Origin of the sequence: Mycobacterium sp. TY815 (assembly GCF_030755135.1) — a bacterium.
Classification (GTDB): Bacteria; Actinomycetota; Actinomycetes; order Mycobacteriales; family Mycobacteriaceae; genus Mycobacterium.
In genome coordinates, this window is the sequence record NZ_JAUFRX010000002.1 from 1,281,663 (window position 1) to 1,298,180 (window position 16,518).

General features: G+C 66.7%; 20 protein-coding genes and 1 pseudogene. 15 read left to right on the forward strand and 6 right to left on the reverse strand.

Annotated elements, in window-relative coordinates; translation table 11 throughout:
- Nucleotides 1–11: 11 nt before the first annotated feature.
- Complete coding sequence (locus QXK92_RS25380) at nt 12–647, reverse strand: nitroreductase family protein (RefSeq protein ID WP_306246190.1); 636 nt, start codon at nt 645–647, stop codon at nt 12–14.
- Nucleotides 648–752: 105 nt separating this feature from the next.
- Between QXK92_RS25380 and QXK92_RS25385 the strand changes: the two genes are divergently transcribed.
- The 8 genes from QXK92_RS25385 to QXK92_RS25420 all read left to right on the forward strand — a co-directional run bounded on the left by QXK92_RS25385 (nt 753) and on the right by QXK92_RS25420 (nt 7,495).
- On the forward strand, nt 753–1,883 hold the full coding sequence (locus tag QXK92_RS25385; protein WP_306246192.1) for a phosphotransferase: 1,131 nt from the start codon (nt 753–755) through the stop codon (nt 1,881–1,883).
- A 200-nt stretch (nt 1,884–2,083) separates the two neighbouring features.
- A complete protein-coding gene (locus tag QXK92_RS25390) occupies nt 2,084–2,476 on the forward strand; it encodes a DUF4189 domain-containing protein (protein ID WP_306246194.1) in 393 nt (130 codons plus the stop codon).
- An 89-nt stretch (nt 2,477–2,565) separates the two neighbouring features.
- Nucleotides 2,566–2,946 carry a carboxymuconolactone decarboxylase family protein gene (locus QXK92_RS25395; RefSeq protein WP_306246196.1) on the forward strand — a complete coding sequence of 127 codons (381 nt, stop codon included), beginning with the start codon at nt 2,566–2,568 and terminating at the stop codon, nt 2,944–2,946.
- Nucleotides 2,947–2,950: 4 nt separating this feature from the next.
- Complete coding sequence (locus QXK92_RS25400) at nt 2,951–3,835, forward strand: NAD(P)-dependent oxidoreductase (protein WP_306246198.1); 885 nt, start codon at nt 2,951–2,953, stop codon at nt 3,833–3,835.
- A gap of 113 nt (nt 3,836–3,948) precedes the next feature.
- Nucleotides 3,949–5,046: an amidohydrolase family protein gene (locus QXK92_RS25405; protein WP_306246200.1), complete on the forward strand. Its 1,098-nt coding sequence runs from the start codon at nt 3,949–3,951 to the stop codon at nt 5,044–5,046.
- Between the two features lie 32 nt (nt 5,047–5,078).
- Nucleotides 5,079–6,224, forward strand: a complete 1,146-nt coding sequence (locus tag QXK92_RS25410) for an amidohydrolase family protein (RefSeq protein WP_306246202.1) — start codon at nt 5,079–5,081, stop codon at nt 6,222–6,224.
- Nucleotides 6,225–6,617: a Rieske 2Fe-2S domain-containing protein gene (locus QXK92_RS25415; protein WP_306246204.1), complete on the forward strand. Its 393-nt coding sequence runs from the start codon at nt 6,225–6,227 to the stop codon at nt 6,615–6,617.
- An 11-nt stretch (nt 6,618–6,628) separates the two neighbouring features.
- Nucleotides 6,629–7,495, forward strand: coding sequence for an alpha/beta fold hydrolase (locus tag QXK92_RS25420; protein WP_306246206.1), 867 nt, complete (start codon nt 6,629–6,631; stop codon nt 7,493–7,495).
- 5 nt (nt 7,496–7,500) lie between these two features.
- On the opposite strand, the gene QXK92_RS25425 is transcribed toward QXK92_RS25420, so the two are convergent.
- A complete protein-coding gene (locus tag QXK92_RS25425; protein ID WP_306246208.1) occupies nt 7,501–7,974 on the reverse strand; it encodes a hypothetical protein in 474 nt (157 codons plus the stop codon).
- A gap of 27 nt (nt 7,975–8,001) precedes the next feature.
- Between QXK92_RS25425 and QXK92_RS25430 the strand changes: the two genes are divergently transcribed.
- The 7 genes and pseudogenes from QXK92_RS25430 to QXK92_RS25455 all read left to right on the forward strand — a co-directional run bounded on the left by QXK92_RS25430 (nt 8,002) and on the right by QXK92_RS25455 (nt 13,742).
- Nucleotides 8,002–9,264, forward strand: a complete 1,263-nt coding sequence (locus QXK92_RS25430; protein ID WP_306246210.1) for an NADH-ubiquinone oxidoreductase-F iron-sulfur binding region domain-containing protein — start codon at nt 8,002–8,004, stop codon at nt 9,262–9,264.
- Complete coding sequence (locus QXK92_RS25435; protein WP_306246212.1) at nt 9,261–9,557, forward strand: ferredoxin; 297 nt, start codon at nt 9,261–9,263, stop codon at nt 9,555–9,557. Before QXK92_RS25430 ends, QXK92_RS25435 begins: the two co-directional genes overlap by 4 nt.
- Nucleotides 9,554–11,218 carry an OB-fold domain-containing protein gene (locus QXK92_RS25440; RefSeq protein ID WP_306246214.1) on the forward strand — a complete coding sequence of 555 codons (1,665 nt, stop codon included), beginning with the start codon at nt 9,554–9,556 and terminating at the stop codon, nt 11,216–11,218. Before QXK92_RS25435 ends, QXK92_RS25440 begins: the two co-directional genes overlap by 4 nt.
- 21 nt (nt 11,219–11,239) lie before the next feature.
- Nucleotides 11,240–11,315: pseudogene (locus QXK92_RS34150) on the forward strand (hypothetical protein); the annotation flags it as partial.
- Entirely contained in the window at nt 11,315–12,235 is a 921-nt protein-coding gene (locus QXK92_RS25445; protein WP_306246216.1) for an alpha/beta hydrolase, read from the forward strand. The pseudogene QXK92_RS34150 and the gene QXK92_RS25445, both read left to right, overlap by 1 nt.
- A gap of 116 nt (nt 12,236–12,351) precedes the next feature.
- Entirely contained in the window at nt 12,352–13,557 is a 1,206-nt protein-coding gene (locus QXK92_RS25450) for a cytochrome P450 (protein ID WP_306246218.1), read from the forward strand.
- Nucleotides 13,554–13,742: a ferredoxin gene (locus QXK92_RS25455; protein WP_055580544.1), complete on the forward strand. Its 189-nt coding sequence runs from the start codon at nt 13,554–13,556 to the stop codon at nt 13,740–13,742. Before QXK92_RS25450 ends, QXK92_RS25455 begins: the two co-directional genes overlap by 4 nt.
- An 87-nt stretch (nt 13,743–13,829) precedes the next feature.
- On the opposite strand, the gene QXK92_RS25460 is transcribed toward QXK92_RS25455, so the two are convergent.
- The 4 genes from QXK92_RS25460 to QXK92_RS25475 all read right to left on the reverse strand — a co-directional run bounded on the left by QXK92_RS25460 (nt 13,830) and on the right by QXK92_RS25475 (nt 16,516).
- Nucleotides 13,830–14,018, reverse strand: a complete 189-nt coding sequence (locus QXK92_RS25460) for a ferredoxin (RefSeq protein ID WP_306246220.1) — start codon at nt 14,016–14,018, stop codon at nt 13,830–13,832.
- 10 nt (nt 14,019–14,028) lie between these two features.
- Nucleotides 14,029–15,306, reverse strand: coding sequence for a cytochrome P450 (locus tag QXK92_RS25465; protein ID WP_306246222.1), 1,278 nt, complete (start codon nt 15,304–15,306; stop codon nt 14,029–14,031).
- A 101-nt stretch (nt 15,307–15,407) separates the two neighbouring features.
- Nucleotides 15,408–15,911, reverse strand: a complete 504-nt coding sequence (locus QXK92_RS25470) for a hypothetical protein (protein ID WP_306246224.1) — start codon at nt 15,909–15,911, stop codon at nt 15,408–15,410.
- Nucleotides 15,908–16,516, reverse strand: coding sequence for a TetR/AcrR family transcriptional regulator (locus QXK92_RS25475; RefSeq protein ID WP_306246226.1), 609 nt, complete (start codon nt 16,514–16,516; stop codon nt 15,908–15,910). The genes QXK92_RS25470 and QXK92_RS25475 overlap by 4 nt, the downstream gene beginning before the upstream one ends.
- Nucleotides 16,517–16,518: the final 2 nt, after the last annotated feature.

Sequence of the window (16,518 nt, forward strand, 5' to 3'; positions counted from 1 at the left end):
GCCCCGGGTCCCTAGAGCGGGAAGGGCTCGTCCCAGTGGTCGAGGTTCACGGCCTGAGCGAGCGGGCGCCGCCGCACCGGTCCGTGCCTGCCCTTGGGCCAGCCGACCACGATGTGGCCGGCCAACATCCAATCGTCGGGCACGCCAACGGCTGCACGCAGTATCGGCTCCCCGCCGTAGGAGGCCCAACTGGTCATGCAGGCACCGAGTCCCTGGGCACGCGCGGCCAGCAGGAAGTTCTGCATGGCGGGATAGATCGATCCACCCAGCAGCAGTTCCGACGCCGTCGGATAGTGGATTTGCGCGAACAACACAGAGGTGAATTCCCCTGCCCGATCGTGTAGTTCGTACGTGGCGCGGTTGTTGCGCGCCTGGCGGCTCTGGTCGTCGGCAACGGGCCGGCTCATGCCGTAGACCGGCTCGATGACCGCCAGAGCCTGCGCGGCGGCCCTGGCCACCGCCGCGCGTGCCTCGGGCGAACGCAACACGATGAAACGCCACCCCTGTGCGTTGGCCCCCGACGGTGCCCATCTCGCCGCGTCCAGGCATCGCGTCAACGTGGCGTCGTCGATCGGTTCGTCGGTGAAGCGCCGGATGGTGCGCGCGGTCGACAGCACCTCCCAGACGTCGGTGCTGGCTCCGGCCATGGACTCATCCCCCTCACCGGCGGCGTGACAAACTCGGCCACTTGTGTAAAGTGTGCGCAGTCTACCAACTATCGCCAGGACGGTGCGGGCAAGAACAGGAATGGCATGAAAAGCCCAGTAGCACAGGCACGCTCAGCCATCGAGCTCGCCGCTCACCTGGGCCGCGGCATCGGCCGGGTCGCCACAGACGGGATGCTCGGCGGTAGGGCCGGCCTGCCACGCACCGTCGACCAGATCGATGCCGGCGTCCTGTCCGACGTGATGGGCACCGAGGTCACCTCCGTCACCATCCTGGACACCGACGCGGGTACGTCGTCGCGGGCGCGCCTGGCCCTGACCGGAGGCGGCGTCCCGGAAACCGTCTTCGTCAAGCTCGCGGCCCGGACTGCCGCAACCCGGTTGATGGGCGAACTCGGCAGGCTCGGGCACACCGAGGTGCGCTTCTACAGCCAGCTCGCCCCCGAGCTCAGCGGGGTTCCGCTCGCCTACGGTGCCGCTTTCGACTCCTGGACCGGGCGCTACCTGCTGATCTTGGAAGACCTTCCCGCCGAGGAATGCGTGTTCCCCGATACGTTGCACCCGCTGTCCATCGACCAGGCCCGACTGATCGTGGAGCTACTGGCCAGGCTGCACGCCGCCTTCTGGGGCAAACTGGGCGCGCACGGGAAGTTGGGGTGGCTCTACACGCCATCGGGCGACGCCACCTCTCTGCTGACCGGCGCCCTGATGAATACCTCGATCAAGCGACTCGCCGCCCGCACCGACATTGCGGTCGAGCGAGGCCGATTCATCGCCGACAACTATCGCGCCCTCGCCGCTCTGATCGACGCTCCCCCGCACACCGTCATGCACGGTGACGCCCACCCGGGCAACGTCTACTTCCGCGACGGCAGGCCGGGACTCTTGGACTGGCAGGCCGTTCGCCGCGGGCATCCCTCGCGCGAGCTGGCCTACACCCTGGTCACCAGCCTGACGGAACCGGACCGCCGAGCGGCCCAGCGTGAACTGCTCGACACCTACCGCCGCGCACTGGCCGCCGCCGGCGGCCCCGGGCTGGACGGCGACAATCTCTGGCTGCGGTACCGACAGGGCGCGATGTATGCCTACGTGGCGGCGCTGATCACCGCGGGGATGGGCGGAATGCAGGTCGAGGGCATCGCCCTGGCAGGGCTGCGGCGCGCTGTCACCGCCATCGAGGACCTGGAAACGATTGCCGCGCTTCGTACTTCACGTTGAATGAATACGGCAGCGGTCCAGCAGGATCTGTGCCGTGGGGCGCGGTTGGCTGTACATGAGGTCGTGGCAGGTGACGAAGGGGCACCGGCGAGCCCTTTCGGCGGATGATCTCTGGGCTGGTCGCCGGTATTGTAGAAGTTGGATATTTCGTCCTCGTAAATTTGTCCTCACACAGGCCACGCCTGGGAAAGGTCAAGACAATGACGACACGACAACGGCGTCGCGTCGCACTGGTGCTCGCCAGCCTGCTAGCAGCCGCCGCCACGGTCATGCTCATTCATCCGGCCGACGCCCGTACCCATCCCGGCAATCTGCCGCCGTACCACACCTTCTACGGCGCCATCGCCTACGGCCACGACGGCTCATCCGGCAAAGCGTGGCGGCAGAAGAACAAATCGATGGCGGAGCGACTCGCAGTGCAGCGCTGCGGCGTCGACACCTGCACCGTCGTAGCCAGCTTCACCCAATGCGGCGCGGTCGCCCACAACGGCACGACCTATCACGGCGGCGTGGGTCTCTCCCGGCAGGCGGCCGAACAGCGCGCGATCGCCAATCTCGGCGGCGGCTGGGTCGTCAATTGGGCGTGCCACTGAGCTGGCGGCTCAATCCCGTTTCCCAGCAAGATAATTCGCCGGCCGCCTAGACTCCTGGCTACTCGCACTCGTAGCAAAGGAGCACGGCAGTGGACAGCGAAACCTATCAGCGGGGACGGCAGATCCGCTCGGAAGTCCTGGGTAAGGAGTACGTCGACAACGCGATCGCGCAGGCCGACGACTTGACCGGGCCCCTGCAGGATCTGGTGACCGAGTATTGCTGGGGTGCGGTATGGGGGCGGGACGGCCTGACACGCAAGACTCGCAGCATGCTCAACCTGGCCATGACGTCGGTGCTCAACCGGCCGCACGAGCTGCGCACGCACCTGCGGGCCGCCCTGACCAACGGCGTCACGCGCGACGAGATCCGCGAGGTCTTCCTGCAGGTCGCCATCTACGCCGGGGTTCCGGCGGCCGTGGACAGCTTCCGCACCGCGGGTGAAATCTTCGCCGAACTGGACGAGGGTTAGCAGGGTGACCATCGGCTTCATCGGGCTGGGCAATATGGGCCTGCCCATGGCGCGCCGTCTCGTCGAGGCGGGCCATGAGGTCGTCGCGTTCGACACGCGCGCCGAGGCAGTGGCGCGACTCGGGGCAGCGGCCGCAACATCGCCGCGCGACGTCGCCGATCGTGCCGAGACCGTGCTGGCGAGTCTGCCCACCCCGGCCGTCAGTCTCGAGGTGGCCACCGGGGCGGCCGGAGTGATCGAAGGCTCGCTCGTCAAGCGCTACGTCGATCTGTCCACCGTCGGCAGCCGCGCGGCGGCCCAGATCCACGACCGCCTCGCGGAGCGTGACATCACCGCGCTGGACAGTCCGGTCAGTGGCGGTGCCGGCGGCGCCGAACGCGGCACGCTCGCGCTCATGGTGTCCGGTCCGCGCGCCGAATTCGATGCCCTCAGGCCGGTGCTGGATGTGCTGGGCCGCCCCCTCTACGTCGGCGCCAAACCCGGTTCCGCTCAGACCTTGAAACTCGCCAACAACATCCTGGCCGCCAATGTGCTGGTCGCCACGGCTGAAGTCGTGGTGATGGGGGTCAAGGCGGGCCTGGACCCGGCCGTCATGATCGACGTGCTCAACGCAGGGTCCGGCGCGACCAGCGCGAGCCGCGACAAGTTCCCGCGGGCGATCCTGCCGCGCACCTTCGACTACGGGTTCGCCACCGGACTGATGGTCAAGGATGTGCGCCTCTTCCTGGAGGAGGCCGCCGCACTCGGTGTCCCGGTGGAGATCGCCGAGGCCGTGGGACGGCTCTGGGAAGCGGCGGCACAAAGCCAGGGACCGGATTCCGACTTCACCTCCGTGATCAAACCGTTCGAGGAGGCCGCCGGCGTCAGGGTGGGACCGGTGCCGCTGTGAGTTACATTTCTTGCAGAGAATGTTATTATCCGGATTCAAGAACAATGCTCACAATTTGACAGCAAAAGCGCCGTTACCAGGACAGATGCAGCTACGGCGGGAGGATGGATCTCGTGATCGAACGCGCTGACGGGACGCGTACGCCGGTCATCGACGCCAGCGTTCACATCTTCTTCCCCACCAACAAGGACCTGCGCAACTTTCTGCGTGAGCCATTCAAGAGCCGGGGCTTCCCGGACTACGAGATGGACTGGTACGGCGCTCCCGGCAGCGAATACGCACCCGATACCGAGGGACCCGAGCGCGGTCGCCGCTATCCCGGTTCGGACCCGGATTTCGTTGCCGCTGAGCTGTTTTCGAAGCGCGGGGTGGACGTGGCGATCCTGCACCCGATGGGGCGGGGCATCATGCCGGACCGCCATCTGGGCACCGCACTGCACGCCGCCCACAACGAGATGATGGTGTCGCGCTGGCTCGAGCATCCCGAGTTCGGTGACCGGTTCCGCGGCACCATCCGGGTCAACCCCGACGACATCGCCGGCGCGGTGCGTGAACTCGAGAAGTGGCGCGGGCATCCGAGGGTGGTGCAGATCGGCGTTCCCCTGCAGTCGCGCGAGGTCTACGGCAAACCCCAGTTCTGGCCGTTGTGGGAAGCGGCGGCCGACGCGAACCTTCCGGTGGCGGTGCACATCGAGTCGGGCGAGGGCATCGGATTCCCGCCGACCCCCTCCGGGCACACCCGCACCTACGAGCAGTACGTCAGCTTCATGGCGCTGAACTACCTGTATCACCTGATGAACATGATCGCCGAGGGTGTGTTCGAGCGCTTTCCGGCGCTGAAGTTCGTGTTCGCGGACGGCGCCGGAGATTTCGTCACGCCGTTCATCTGGCGGATGGACACCTTCGGCCGCCCGCACCTGGAGCAGACACCCTGGGCGCCGCGGATACCGAGTGACTACCTGCCCGGCCACGTGCACTTCGTGCAGGGCGCCATGGACGGCCCCGGTGACGCCGATTTCGCCGGTGATTGGCTGCGTTTCACCGGCAAGGACGACATGGTGATGTTCGGGTCCAGCTATCCGCACTGGCAGTGTGCCGACGTCACCGCGCTGCCCCAGGCACTTTCGGCGGAGCAACACGAAAAGTTGTGCTGGCGCAACGCGGCCGGGCTCTACGGCATAGACATCGCCGTCGGCTCGGGCGCACAGTAGAAGTGAGTGAGACCTATGGCAGGGAGATGGCAATGTCGCTGACTCACATCCATGAACGGGTTCCCGCCGCCGAGCGCATCGCCGTCCGGTGCGTCGACTCCGACGTCCACCCGGTTCCCAAACGCGGGGAGATCACCCAGTACATCCCCGAGCCGTGGCGCAGCAAGTTCTTCCTCGACCACAAGGTGGGCGAGTTGATCTACTACGACGCCCCCGACTACGCACACTCCTTCGCCATGCGGGTCGACACGTTCCCGCCGGACGGCGAATTCCCGGGCAGTGACCCGGACATGGCGTTCCGTCAGCTGATCATGGAGGCCGGTTCCGACATCGCGATCCTGGAGCCGGGCGGGCGCACCCCGCGGCTTCCCGAGGCGCACCAGGCCTACTCGACCGCACTGAACCACTGGCAGGCCAACCATTGGCTGGACAGCCACAACAACTGGCACCAGCGCTGGCGCGGGTCGATCTGCGCGGCCGTCGAAGACCCCGCGGGCGCCGCCCGCGAAATCGAGGAGTGGGCCGGCCACCCCTATATGGCGCAGATCCTGATCAAGGCCGAGCCACGCCCGTCATGGGGTCACCCCATGTACTACCCGATCTGGGAAGCGGCCACCAAGCACGACATCACCGTGAGTTGCCACCTGTCCCGCAGCAACTACGAGATGCTGCCCACCCCGCCGGTCGGCTTCCCCAGCTACAACCACGATTTCATGGTCACGTACTCGCTGCTGGCCGCCAACCAGGTGATGAGTCTGATCTTCGACGGCGTCTTCGACCGGTTCCCGACGCTGCGCATCGTCTTCGTCGAGCACGCCTTCACCTGGATTCTGCCGCTGATGTGGCGGATGGACGCGATCTACGAGGCCCGCAAGTCGCGCGTCGACATCAAGCGCAAGCCGTCGGAATACGTCAAGGAACACATCAAGTTCACCACCCAGCCGCTGGACTATCCCGAGGACAAGACCGAACTCACCCGCATGCTGGAGTGGATGGAGTGCGACAAGATCCTGTTGTTCTCCTCGGACTACCCGCACTGGACCTTCGACGATCCGCGCTGGCTGGTCAAGCATCTGCCCAAGGGCGCACGGGATGCGGTGATGTACAAGAACGGCATCGCGACCTATCACCTGCCGGAGACCGTCCCGGTCCTCGAGGGTCAGGTTCGGGTGCTCTGAATGCCGGAGGAAAAGCCGCGACCCCGCCTGGCTCAGGGTCGCGAACACGTTGTCGCGACGGTGGACGAAATTCCGCCCGGCACCCATAAACTCGTGCCGATCGGCCGCCACGGGGTGGGTGTCTACAACGTCAACGGAACCTTCTACGCGATCGCCAATTACTGTCCGCACCAGGGTGGCCCGCTGTGTTCGGGACGGGCGCGGGGGCGCACCATCGTGGACGAGACCGCCGCCGGTGACGCCGTCATGGTGCGCGACCTGGAGTACATCTACTGTCCTTGGCATCAATGGGGTTTCGAGTTGGCGACCGGTACCACCGCGGTCAAGCCGGAGTGGAGTATCCGCACCTACCCGGTCCGCGTGATCGACAACGATGTGCTGGTGCAGGCGTGATGAAACCGGGCGTGTCTTCGATCGAGGTCAACGGCGGCAACGTCGTCTACGAAATCCTCGGTGAATCAGGTGATCTCATCGCACTGACGCCCGGGGGCCGGTTCAGCAAGGACATCGAGGGACTACGTCCGCTGGCCGACGCCCTGGTCGACGGCGGCTACCGGGTACTGCTGTGGGACCGGCCCAACTGCGGCGCCTCCGATGTGCAGTTCTACGGTCAGAGTGAATCCCACATGCGCGCCGAGACACTGCACAAACTGGTGACGAGCCTGGGCTTCGAGCGATGCATCCTGGCCGGAGGCTCCGGTGGCGCAAGGGATTCCATGCTCACCACGATGCTCTATCCGGAGATGGTCACCAAACTGGTGGTGTGGAATATCGTCGGCGGCATCTATGGCACCTTCGTGCTGGGTTCCTTCTATATCGTCCCGAGCATTCTCGCGGTGCGGGGAACCGGGATGGACGGCGTGATCAAGGTGTCGGAGTGGCGCGACCGGATCGCGGAGAACCCGGCCAACAAGCAGCGGTTCCTCGACTTCGACTCCAATGACTTCCTCAAGGTGATGCTGCGCTGGCTCAATGCATTCGTTTCCAAACCGGGCCAGACGATTCCGGGCGTCGAAGACGAGATGTTCGACCGCATCAAGGTTCCCACGCTGATCATCCGCGGCGGCGAGAACGACATGGATCACCCCAAACGCACGTCGCTGGAAGTCCATTGCCTGATCAAGGGATCGGAGCTGATCGACCCGCCGTGGCCGGAGGACGCGTGGGAACGCGCGTCCGAAGATCGCGCGGCGGGCCGCGTCTCCCACTTCAACATGTTCGACACCTGGGTGCAGGCCGCGCCGGCGATCCTCGAGTTCCTGGATCGCTGATGCGTTCAGCTGGTGCGGATGTGGACCTCGCAGTTGAGCGAGGCCTCGAGCGCGGTGTGGATCCGGCTTTCCGGGACGCGATCGAGGTCGGCTTCGCGCAGCGTGACATAGACGATGTCGTAGCCGTCGTCACCGGGTTGCCGCGTGATGTCGCCGGCGAGGCCGAACGCCGAGAGCACCCCGTGGGCGTCGTCGTCAGTCCCCCGGCTGATGAAGGTGACCACGCCAACCGCCGGAGCGCTGCCGAAAGCCTTGCTGCACAGGTCTATTGCCATCGCCTTGGTCGCTTCGACATCATCACCGACGATCAGCAGCTCGACCTCACGCCGGTGGGGCGGGCGGTTCGCGAGGTCGTTGTCGACGACGTCGGCACCGATTTCCCGAGTGAGACCGAGGAGCGTGGCCATGCCCTCACCTAACTGCGCCGGAGTCAGTGCACCGGTCTGGTCGACGTTGACGCGTACCACCGCAGTCCGCATGCGGCCAAGCCTAACGGGAGCCGGCCGATGACCACCGCGGACGTTGCGATCAGTACCGTTGCCTGGCCCGGCTTCCCGCCTCGGCTACTCGTGGACGGCCGAGAAGATCTGTCCGCCTACCGCGAGCGCGGCGGCTACCGGCTGGTTGTCAACGCCGATGAGCTACTGGCCGAGGTCGACGCCAGCGGACTGCTCGGCCGGGGCGGGGCGGCGTTCCCGCTTGCGGTGAAAATCCGGGCGGTGCGCGCCAACGGCCACGGACCCGTCGTCGTGGCCAATGGTGAAGAGGGCGAACCGGCTTCGGTCAAAGACCGCTGGTTGCTGCGCAACCGGCCGCATCTGGTGCTCGACGGACTGCGGTTGGCGGCGGCGCTGGTCGGTACCACCCGCAGCTATGTCCTTGTCTCCGATCCCGACTCGGCGCGCAGCGTGGAATCGGCGTTGAGTGAACTCGACTCTCGCGACGTCGAGGTGTTCTCGGTGCAGCCGGGCTATGTGGCCGGCGAGGAAACCGCCGCCGTGCAGGCCATCAACGGCGGACCGGCCAAGCCGACCGACAAGCCGCCGCGCCCCTTCGAATCCGGAGTCGACGGACGGCCGACGCTGGTGAGCAACGTCGAGACGCTGGCCAATCTGGCCTACGTCCACGGCCACGGCTCGGCGGTATTTCGGGCGCAGGGCACGACGCAGTCCCCCGGTACGTTCCTGGCCACCATCACCGGCGCGGGCCGAGCAGCCGTCCTCTACGAACTCCCGCACGGCCTACCTTTCACCGAACTGCTTGCCCGGCATGGCGTTTCGCCGGACGACGTGCGCGGCGTGCTGATGGGTGGCTATTTCGCCGGCCTGGTGAACCGCCGGGTACTGGACACCACGCTCGACCATGAGACGATCCGCGGCATCGGAAGCGGACTGGGTTGCGGCGCAATCTCGTTGATCACCGACGAATGCCCGGTCGCGGTGGCGGCCGCGGTGGCAGCGTATTTCGACCGCGAGAACGCCGGGCAGTGTGGTTCGTGCTTCAACGGGACCGCGGCCATGGCGGCCGCCGCGGGTGCCCTGCGCGACGGTGTGGCGACGACCGAGGACCTCGACCGGTTGAAGCGCTGGTCGGTGGTGCTGCGCGGGCGCGGCGCCTGCGGAACTCTGGACGCCGCATGCAATGTCGCCGCCACCCTGCTCGACCAGTTTCCCGACGAGGTGGCGCGCCATCTCGAGGGCGCCTGTCCGGACTGCAGCCGCGGCGCGTACCGCGCCGAACGCCCCTACGAGGCCATTGGGGGATCATGAAGATTCGTCTGGACCGCACCGTCTGCGACGGCTTCGGCCTGTGCGGCAAGCACGCACCCGGCTACTTCTCACTCGACGACTGGGGCTACGCCTGCCTGATCGGTGACGGCACCGTGCCGGAAGAAGACCACGACAAGGTCATGCGGGCGCTGCTGGATTGCCCGGTGCACGCCATCACCGAGATCGGTGAGCCCAAGCCGAGCATCCCGCACCCCGAACTGCACGAGGAGGACGATCCCGCCTCACACGTCAAGACCGAGGACAACGAAGCGGAGTGGGGATTCATCCGGTGACAGGCGCGTCGGCGGCACCGGGGCGGCCGCTCCCCCAGCTCACGGACGAGAACGAATTCTTCTGGAAAGCAGGCGCCGACAACGTATTACGCTTCCAGGAGTGCCGGACCTGCCAATCGCTGATCCACCCGCCCGCACCGGTGTGCCGCTATTGCCGCGGCCGCGACATCGGTGTGCGCGACGTCTCCGGTAGGGCGACACTGGCCGGCTTCACCGTGAATCACCGGTTCAGCCTGCCCGGCATGCCGGCGCCGTATGTGGTCGCGCAAGTCGCCATCGTCGAGGACCCGCGGGTTCGGTTGACCACCAACATCATCGAGTTCGATCCAGCCGAATTGGAGCTGGGCCAGACCGTCGAGGTGGTGTTCGAACACATCGAAGACGTGTGGCTGCCGCTGTTCCGCCCCGCTCCCGACGCCGAGCCGGGCCCGCTGCCCGAGGACGAGATCGCGCCGGAGCGCTTCGGCGAATATGTCCGCCCAATGCTGACCAGCCAGAAGTTCGAAGACAACGTGGCCCTGACCGGAATCGGGATGTCACCGATCGGTCGCCGCCAGATGGTGCCCGCGTTGGCGCTGACCGTGCAGGCCTGCGAGGCGGCGATCGCCGATGCCGGCCTGACCTTCGCCGATATCGACGGCCTGTCCACCTACCCCGGCGGCGGCAACTTCGGCGGATTCGGCGAAGGCGGGGTCACCGCCCTGGAAGCGGCCTTGGGCATCCGGCCGGTCTGGCACAACGGCGGCATGGAGACTTTCGGCCCGGGCGGTTCGGTGATCGCCGCCATGCTCGCGGTCTCGGCCGGCCTGGCGCGTCACGTGCTGTGTTTCCGGACGTTGTGGGAGGCCACCTTCAACGAGCTGATGAAGCAGGGCAGGATCACCCCCTCGGGCGGCCGCACCGCGAGCTGGCAGTGGCCGTTCGGCGCCACGTCGGCCGCCCACACGCTGGCACTCAACGCGCAGCGGCACTTTCATCGGTACGGCACCACCAAGGAGACGCTGGGCTGGATCGCGCTGAATCAGCGTGCCAACGCCGCACTCAACCCCACCGCCGTCTACCGCGACCCGATGACCATGGAGGACTACCTGAACGCGCGGCCGATCACCACGCCGTTCGGCCTCTACGACTGCGACGTCCCCTGTGACGGCGCCATCGCCGTCATCGTCTCGGCCGTCGACGCCGCCCGCGATCTGGCCAAGCCACCGGTCCTGGTCGAGGCGGTCGGGACCCAGATCATCGAGCGCATCGACTGGGACCAGAGCACGCTCACTCACGAGCCGCAGGTGCTGGGGCAAGCGGCGCATCTGTGGACGCGAACGTCGTTGCGCCCCAGCGACGTCGACGTGGCCGAGCTCTACGACGGGTTCACCATGAACTGCCTGTCCTGGATCGAGGCGCTCGGATTCTGCGGCATCGGCGAGGCGCGTGAATTCCTGGACGGCGGCAAGAACATCGCCCGCGACGGCGTCATACCGGTCAACACGCACGGCGGCCAGCTCTCGCACGGCCGCACCCATGGGATGGGCCTGCTGCATGAGGCCGTCACACAGCTGCGCGGCGAGGCCGGCGCGCGTCAGGTCGCCGACGCCCGCGTCGGAGTAGTCAGCAGCGGCGGCCTCACGCCGAGCGGCGTGATCCTGCTGCGGAGCGGCGCATGAGTCCGCGCCGGCGACGATGCAGTGGGGGCACCACCCGCTTGCGGGGGACGCAGCGATGAGGTGGGGGCACCACCCGCTTGCGGGGGAGAGCGGCGCATGAATCCCCGCCCGAGAGTCGTAATCGTCGACGGCGTACCCATGTCCGGGGTGATCGCCGAGGCCGACGAGCCCAAGGCCGTCATCGTGGCGATCCACGGCGGCGGCACCACCGCCGTGTACTTCGACTGCCCGGGACACCCCGAGTTGTCGCTGCTGCGACTGGGTTCGGAGTCGGGCTACACGGTCATCGCGCTAGACCGGCCGGGGCACGGCAGTTCAGCCCCTTATCCGGAAGCGGTGCAGACCCCTGAGCAGCGCGTTGATCTCGCTTACGGTGCCGTGGAACGCATTCTGGGCGAGCGGGCACGCGGCGCCGGGTTGTTCGTGCTGGGCCATTCCGGCGGGTGCGAGCTGGCGACGCGGATGGCCGCCGACGACCGGGGTGCCGATTTGTTGGGTCTGGAACTGGGCGGCACCGGCAGGCGCTACCACGACGCAGCCAAGGAGATCATGCGGGCGGCGGCCGTGAAAGAGCGTCCGCCCGGTACCCGCGAGCTGCTGTGGGAGCCGATGCGCCTGTACCCGCCCGACATCCTGCGCGGGGTGACGAACTCGTCGACGTCGCCTGCCTACGAGCGGGACGTGGCGGTCAACTGGCCGCACCGCTACTTTCCCGAGTTGGCGCCCGCGGTGCGGGTGCCGGTGCGGTTCACCATCGGCGAGCATGACCGGGTGTATCGGGGCGACGACGAGAATCTGGCCGAGATCGCCCAGATGTTCTCCGGGGCAGCCGCTTTCACCAGCAACCGGCATCCTGACGCGGGCCACAACCTCAGCCTCGGCCGCAACGCCGCCGACTACCACCGCAGCGTGTTCGCGTTCGTCGACGAATGCGTGGCGACACACGCAGCCGGCGTGCAGCGGGCCGCACCGTCGGACTCGAGCGTGAAGCCGGCTGCACGCCCGGCGGAGGACTGAGGAATGGGGACCTTGTGCTCCTTTCCGCCGCGCCCGGAAGCCGCTACCGTTAGCGTTACAGTCAGGCGTTCGGCTGTAATGGCCCCAGCCCGCAGCTCAGCAGCAAGGAGCGTTGCATGACCAAATCGAAGGTCACCTTCGATCCGTTCTCCGAGGACTTCTTCAACGGCGCCTGGGACACGTACCGGCGCATGCAGGAGGAGGCGCCGGTCTACTACAGCGAGGAATACGACTTCTATGCGCTGACGCGTCATGCCGATGTGGCGGCGGGTCTTAAGAATTTTCAGACGTACTCCTCCGCCTACGGCATCGACCTGTCGATGGTGCGGACAGGCAAACCGCCGGACGTGAAGTCCATCATCTTCATGGACCCGCCCGACCACCGGCACATGCGCAGCCTGCTCAACAAGGTCTTCACGCCGCGGGCCATCCAGGCCCAGCGCGAGATGGTCGGCGAGAAGATTGACAAGTATCTGAGCAGGGTCGATCCGGACCGCTTCGATGTGGTGCAGGACTTTTCGGGGCCGTTCCCGGTCGAAGTCATCACCACGATGCTCGGTGTCCCCGAGGAGCACGCACAGCGGGTGCGCCACCTGATCGACGAATCGCTGCACCGTGAGCCGGGGCAGGTCGAGGTCGGCGAGCGCGGCATGCAGGCCAACATCGAGACCGGGATGCTGTACTACGGCCTGCTGCAGGAGCGTCGCGCCGAACCGCGGGACGACCTGTTCACCAAGCTGATCAACGCGGAGATCGAGCGCGAAGACGGCCAGATGACCAAGCTGGACGATATCGAGATCGCCGGATTTGCAACCCTTTTGGGCGGCGCAGGTGCAGAGACGGTGACCAAGCTGCTCGGCAATGCGCCGGTGGTGTTCGCCCGCTTCCCCGAGCAGTGGCAGAAGCTGCTGCAGGACCGCAGCAAAATCCCCGCCGCGGTGGAGGAGCTGCTGCGCTATGAGGCGCCGTCCCAGTATCAGGTGCGCTGTTCACTGAAAGATGTTGAGCTGCACGGCGTCACGATTCCGGCGATGAAGCCGGTGTTCCTGATCAACGCCGCGGCCAACCGGGACCCGTCGGCCTGGACCAATCCCGACGAATTCGACATCGACCGGGACCGGCACCAGGCGCTGAACCTGAGCTTCGGCTACGGAATACACAGCTGCCTCGGCGCGGCCCTGGCGCGCATGGAGAGCTGCATCGCGCTGGAAAAGCTGCTGGACTTCATGCCCCGTTATGAGGTGGACTGGGAGAACTGCAACCGCGTCCACATGCAGAATGTCGCGGGTTGGAAGAACGTACCGGTAAGGGTGCTGCGATGAGAATCGAAGTTGACTGGGACCTCTGCGAGAGCAACGCGGTGTGCATGGGCATCGCGCCCGACGTGTTCTTGCTGGGCGATGACGACATGCTGACCGTCCTGCAGCCGGAGGTCACTCCGGAGAACGAGGAACTGGTTCGCGAAGCGGTGCGGCAGTGCCCGCGGCAGGCGATCTCGATCGTCTAGGCTCCCGACCGCGCGCCGAGCGTGAGCTGGTGGCGATCGCGGGACGAAAATCTCTCCGTGAGTTCACGTTCGGCGACGCCGAGCCGCTCACCGCTCCTTGATCGCCTGCTCCGGACAGCACTCGATGGCCTCGCGGGTGGCTGCCTCGAATTCCGCCGGCACCTCGCCCGTTATCGCCTCGGCGTAGCCGTCGTCGGTCAGGCTGAAGACTTCCGGGCACAGCGTCAGACACATGCCGTGGCCACGGCAACTCCCGTCGTCGACCCACACCCTCATGCCAGACCTTTCATGCCGACGTGAACTCCAGGTGCAGTTCGGTCAGCCCGCGCAGGATGTAGGTCGGAACATATTGATAGCGGCGGTCATTCGCCGGACCGTGTTCCCGCTCGTTGAGCCGGATGTCCGAGGTCCGGTCGAGCAGGCGCTCGATCGCGACCCGGGTTTCGGCGCGCGCTAGCGGAGCTCCCGGGCAGCTGTGAATCCCGCGTCCGAACGAGAGGTGTTGCCGCGCGTTCTTGCGCGCCGGGTCGAAGGTGGCCGGATCTTCGAAGCGGCGCGGATCGCGGTTGGCGGCGGCCTGCAGGATCATCAGGGTGGTGCCGGCCGGAAGGTCCACGCCGCCGACGTTGACGGGCACCCGGTTCAGCCGGAAGTCGCCTTTGACCGGACTTTCGACGCGCAGCGCCTCCTCGATGAAGTTGGGGATCAGGCTGCGATCGCGACGCAGCTGCTGCTGAATGTCGGGCCGCTCGGCCATGATCTGCAGCGCCGCGCCCAGCAACCGGACGGTGGTTTCCTGCCCCGCCGAGAACACGTTGCTGGCGACGCGGGCCACGTCTTCGATCGCCGGTGTCGAACCGTCGGGGTAGGTGGCCGTCGCCAGGCCGGTCAGGACGTCGTCGCGGGGCTCACGACGGCGGTCCCGCACATAGTCGGAGAACAGCCCGTAGAGAAATTCCAGCGGGCTGTGCGCCAGCGATTCCTTGCCGGTGCTTCCGATGCCGCCGCCCGAGTGCTGGCGGATGCCTTTGACGAAGGAGTCGCGATCTTCCATCGGCACGCCGAGCAGGTCGGCGATCACCAGCAACGTGAACGGTCCGGCGAAGCCTTTGATGAACTCCCCTTCACCCGGCGCCAGAAACCCGTCGAGCACCTGATCGGCCAGCACCCACATGGCGTCCTCGTTCTCCTTGAGGCGCTTCGGGGTGATCAGCCGCATCAACAACGAACGGTGGTTGGTGTGGGTCGGCGGATCGAGCGTGGGCAGCTGGTCGCTGAAGGGCAGTTCGTCACGGTGCTGCTCGATCAGCTCGGTGATGTCGGTCTGGCCGGTCAACGGCACCGGGAATCCCGGGAACGGGCCGGTCACCGAGATGCACGAGGAGAAGGTCTGCGCGTCGTTCAGCACGGCACAGGCCTCGTCCCAACCGGTCACCATGGCAACACCGTGGTGCGGTTCGCGGGCGACCGGGCACTGCTGTCGCAGCGCCTCGTAGTACGGGTAGGGATCCTCGACGAGCCTGCGGTCGCGGAAGAAATCCAGTTCGGTGAAGTCATCCACCATGTCGTGCTCCGTTCGGATCTCGGCTCGCGAGAATGCGCCTCTCACTTATGAGTATTACATTTCCACAGGACGTGCTGAACCGCAACGCCGCCCGGAGCGGGTCAGACCGGTAGCAGATCGGCCGCTACCGACGGGCACGCCATCGCCCCGCTGCGGAACGTCTCGACGGGTCCGACGGCCTCGACCGGCACTGCCGCGGCAGCCAGCGCTTTAGCCTTGAACGTCTGTGCGGCCATGCTCAACCGGTGCTGAACGCGCCCAACGCTGTCGTCGAGTTCGGCCGGCCAGGTGGTGCCCCAGAGCGTCACTTCGGTGACGCCGTGGTCGAGGGCTTGCAGCACCCCGGCGCGGACCCGCGGGTCCGAGCCGAGCAGGTCCGCGGCGGCGGCCAGGGCCTGGGGACGCGGATGCGATCCCACCGAGGTCAGCACCGATTCCAGGTCGCGCGTCCGAGCGCCCAGGATGTGCAGCGGACGGTCGTCGGGGTGGTCGGTGAGCAGCACCGTGACATCCCAGCCCGCCATCGAACGGTCGAACAACCAGCCGCCGGCGAACTTCACCACGTCGACCACGCTGGACGCCACGACGTCGAGCCGGTACCTCATGTCGTGCTCCCCGACGGGGAGAAGTCGCGCGCCAGTGCTTCCGCGTACTCCTTGAACACCTCGGTCAGGGGTATCGACGGGTCGAGCAGCCATGTCATTTCCATTCCGTGAATGAAGGCGAGGATCTCTACGGCCTTGACGGCAGGGTCGATGTCGGCGCGATACCGGCCGGCGGCCTGGCCGCGGCGGATACCGGCGGCGACGATCTCGGTCGCGTCCCGCTGGCGGTTCACCAGGCGGTCGTGCAACGGAGCGTCGGGCGCGATGTTCTCCACCAGGAGAACGGTGAAGGTACCGACCAGCTCGGGTTGCCGGCTGAACCGGTCGGCAACCTGGGCGATCTCGCCCAGCAGATCACCGCCCCGGTCGGAGTGCGTGTCGTCGTCGACGTCGCGCGCATCCAGCACCGCGTGCAGCAGCTGCTCCTTGGATTCGAAGTGATGCAGCAGGCCCGCAGGGGTCACCCCCGCCTCGCGGGCGATCTGGGCCAGCGTCGTGTTGCGCCAGCCGTTGCGTGACAGCAGCCGCTGCGCCACCTCGAGGATCCGCTGTTTGCGGTCTTCCCCTTTGGCGAGAAGCGTCTCGTAAGGCCGTACGTCGGGCACCG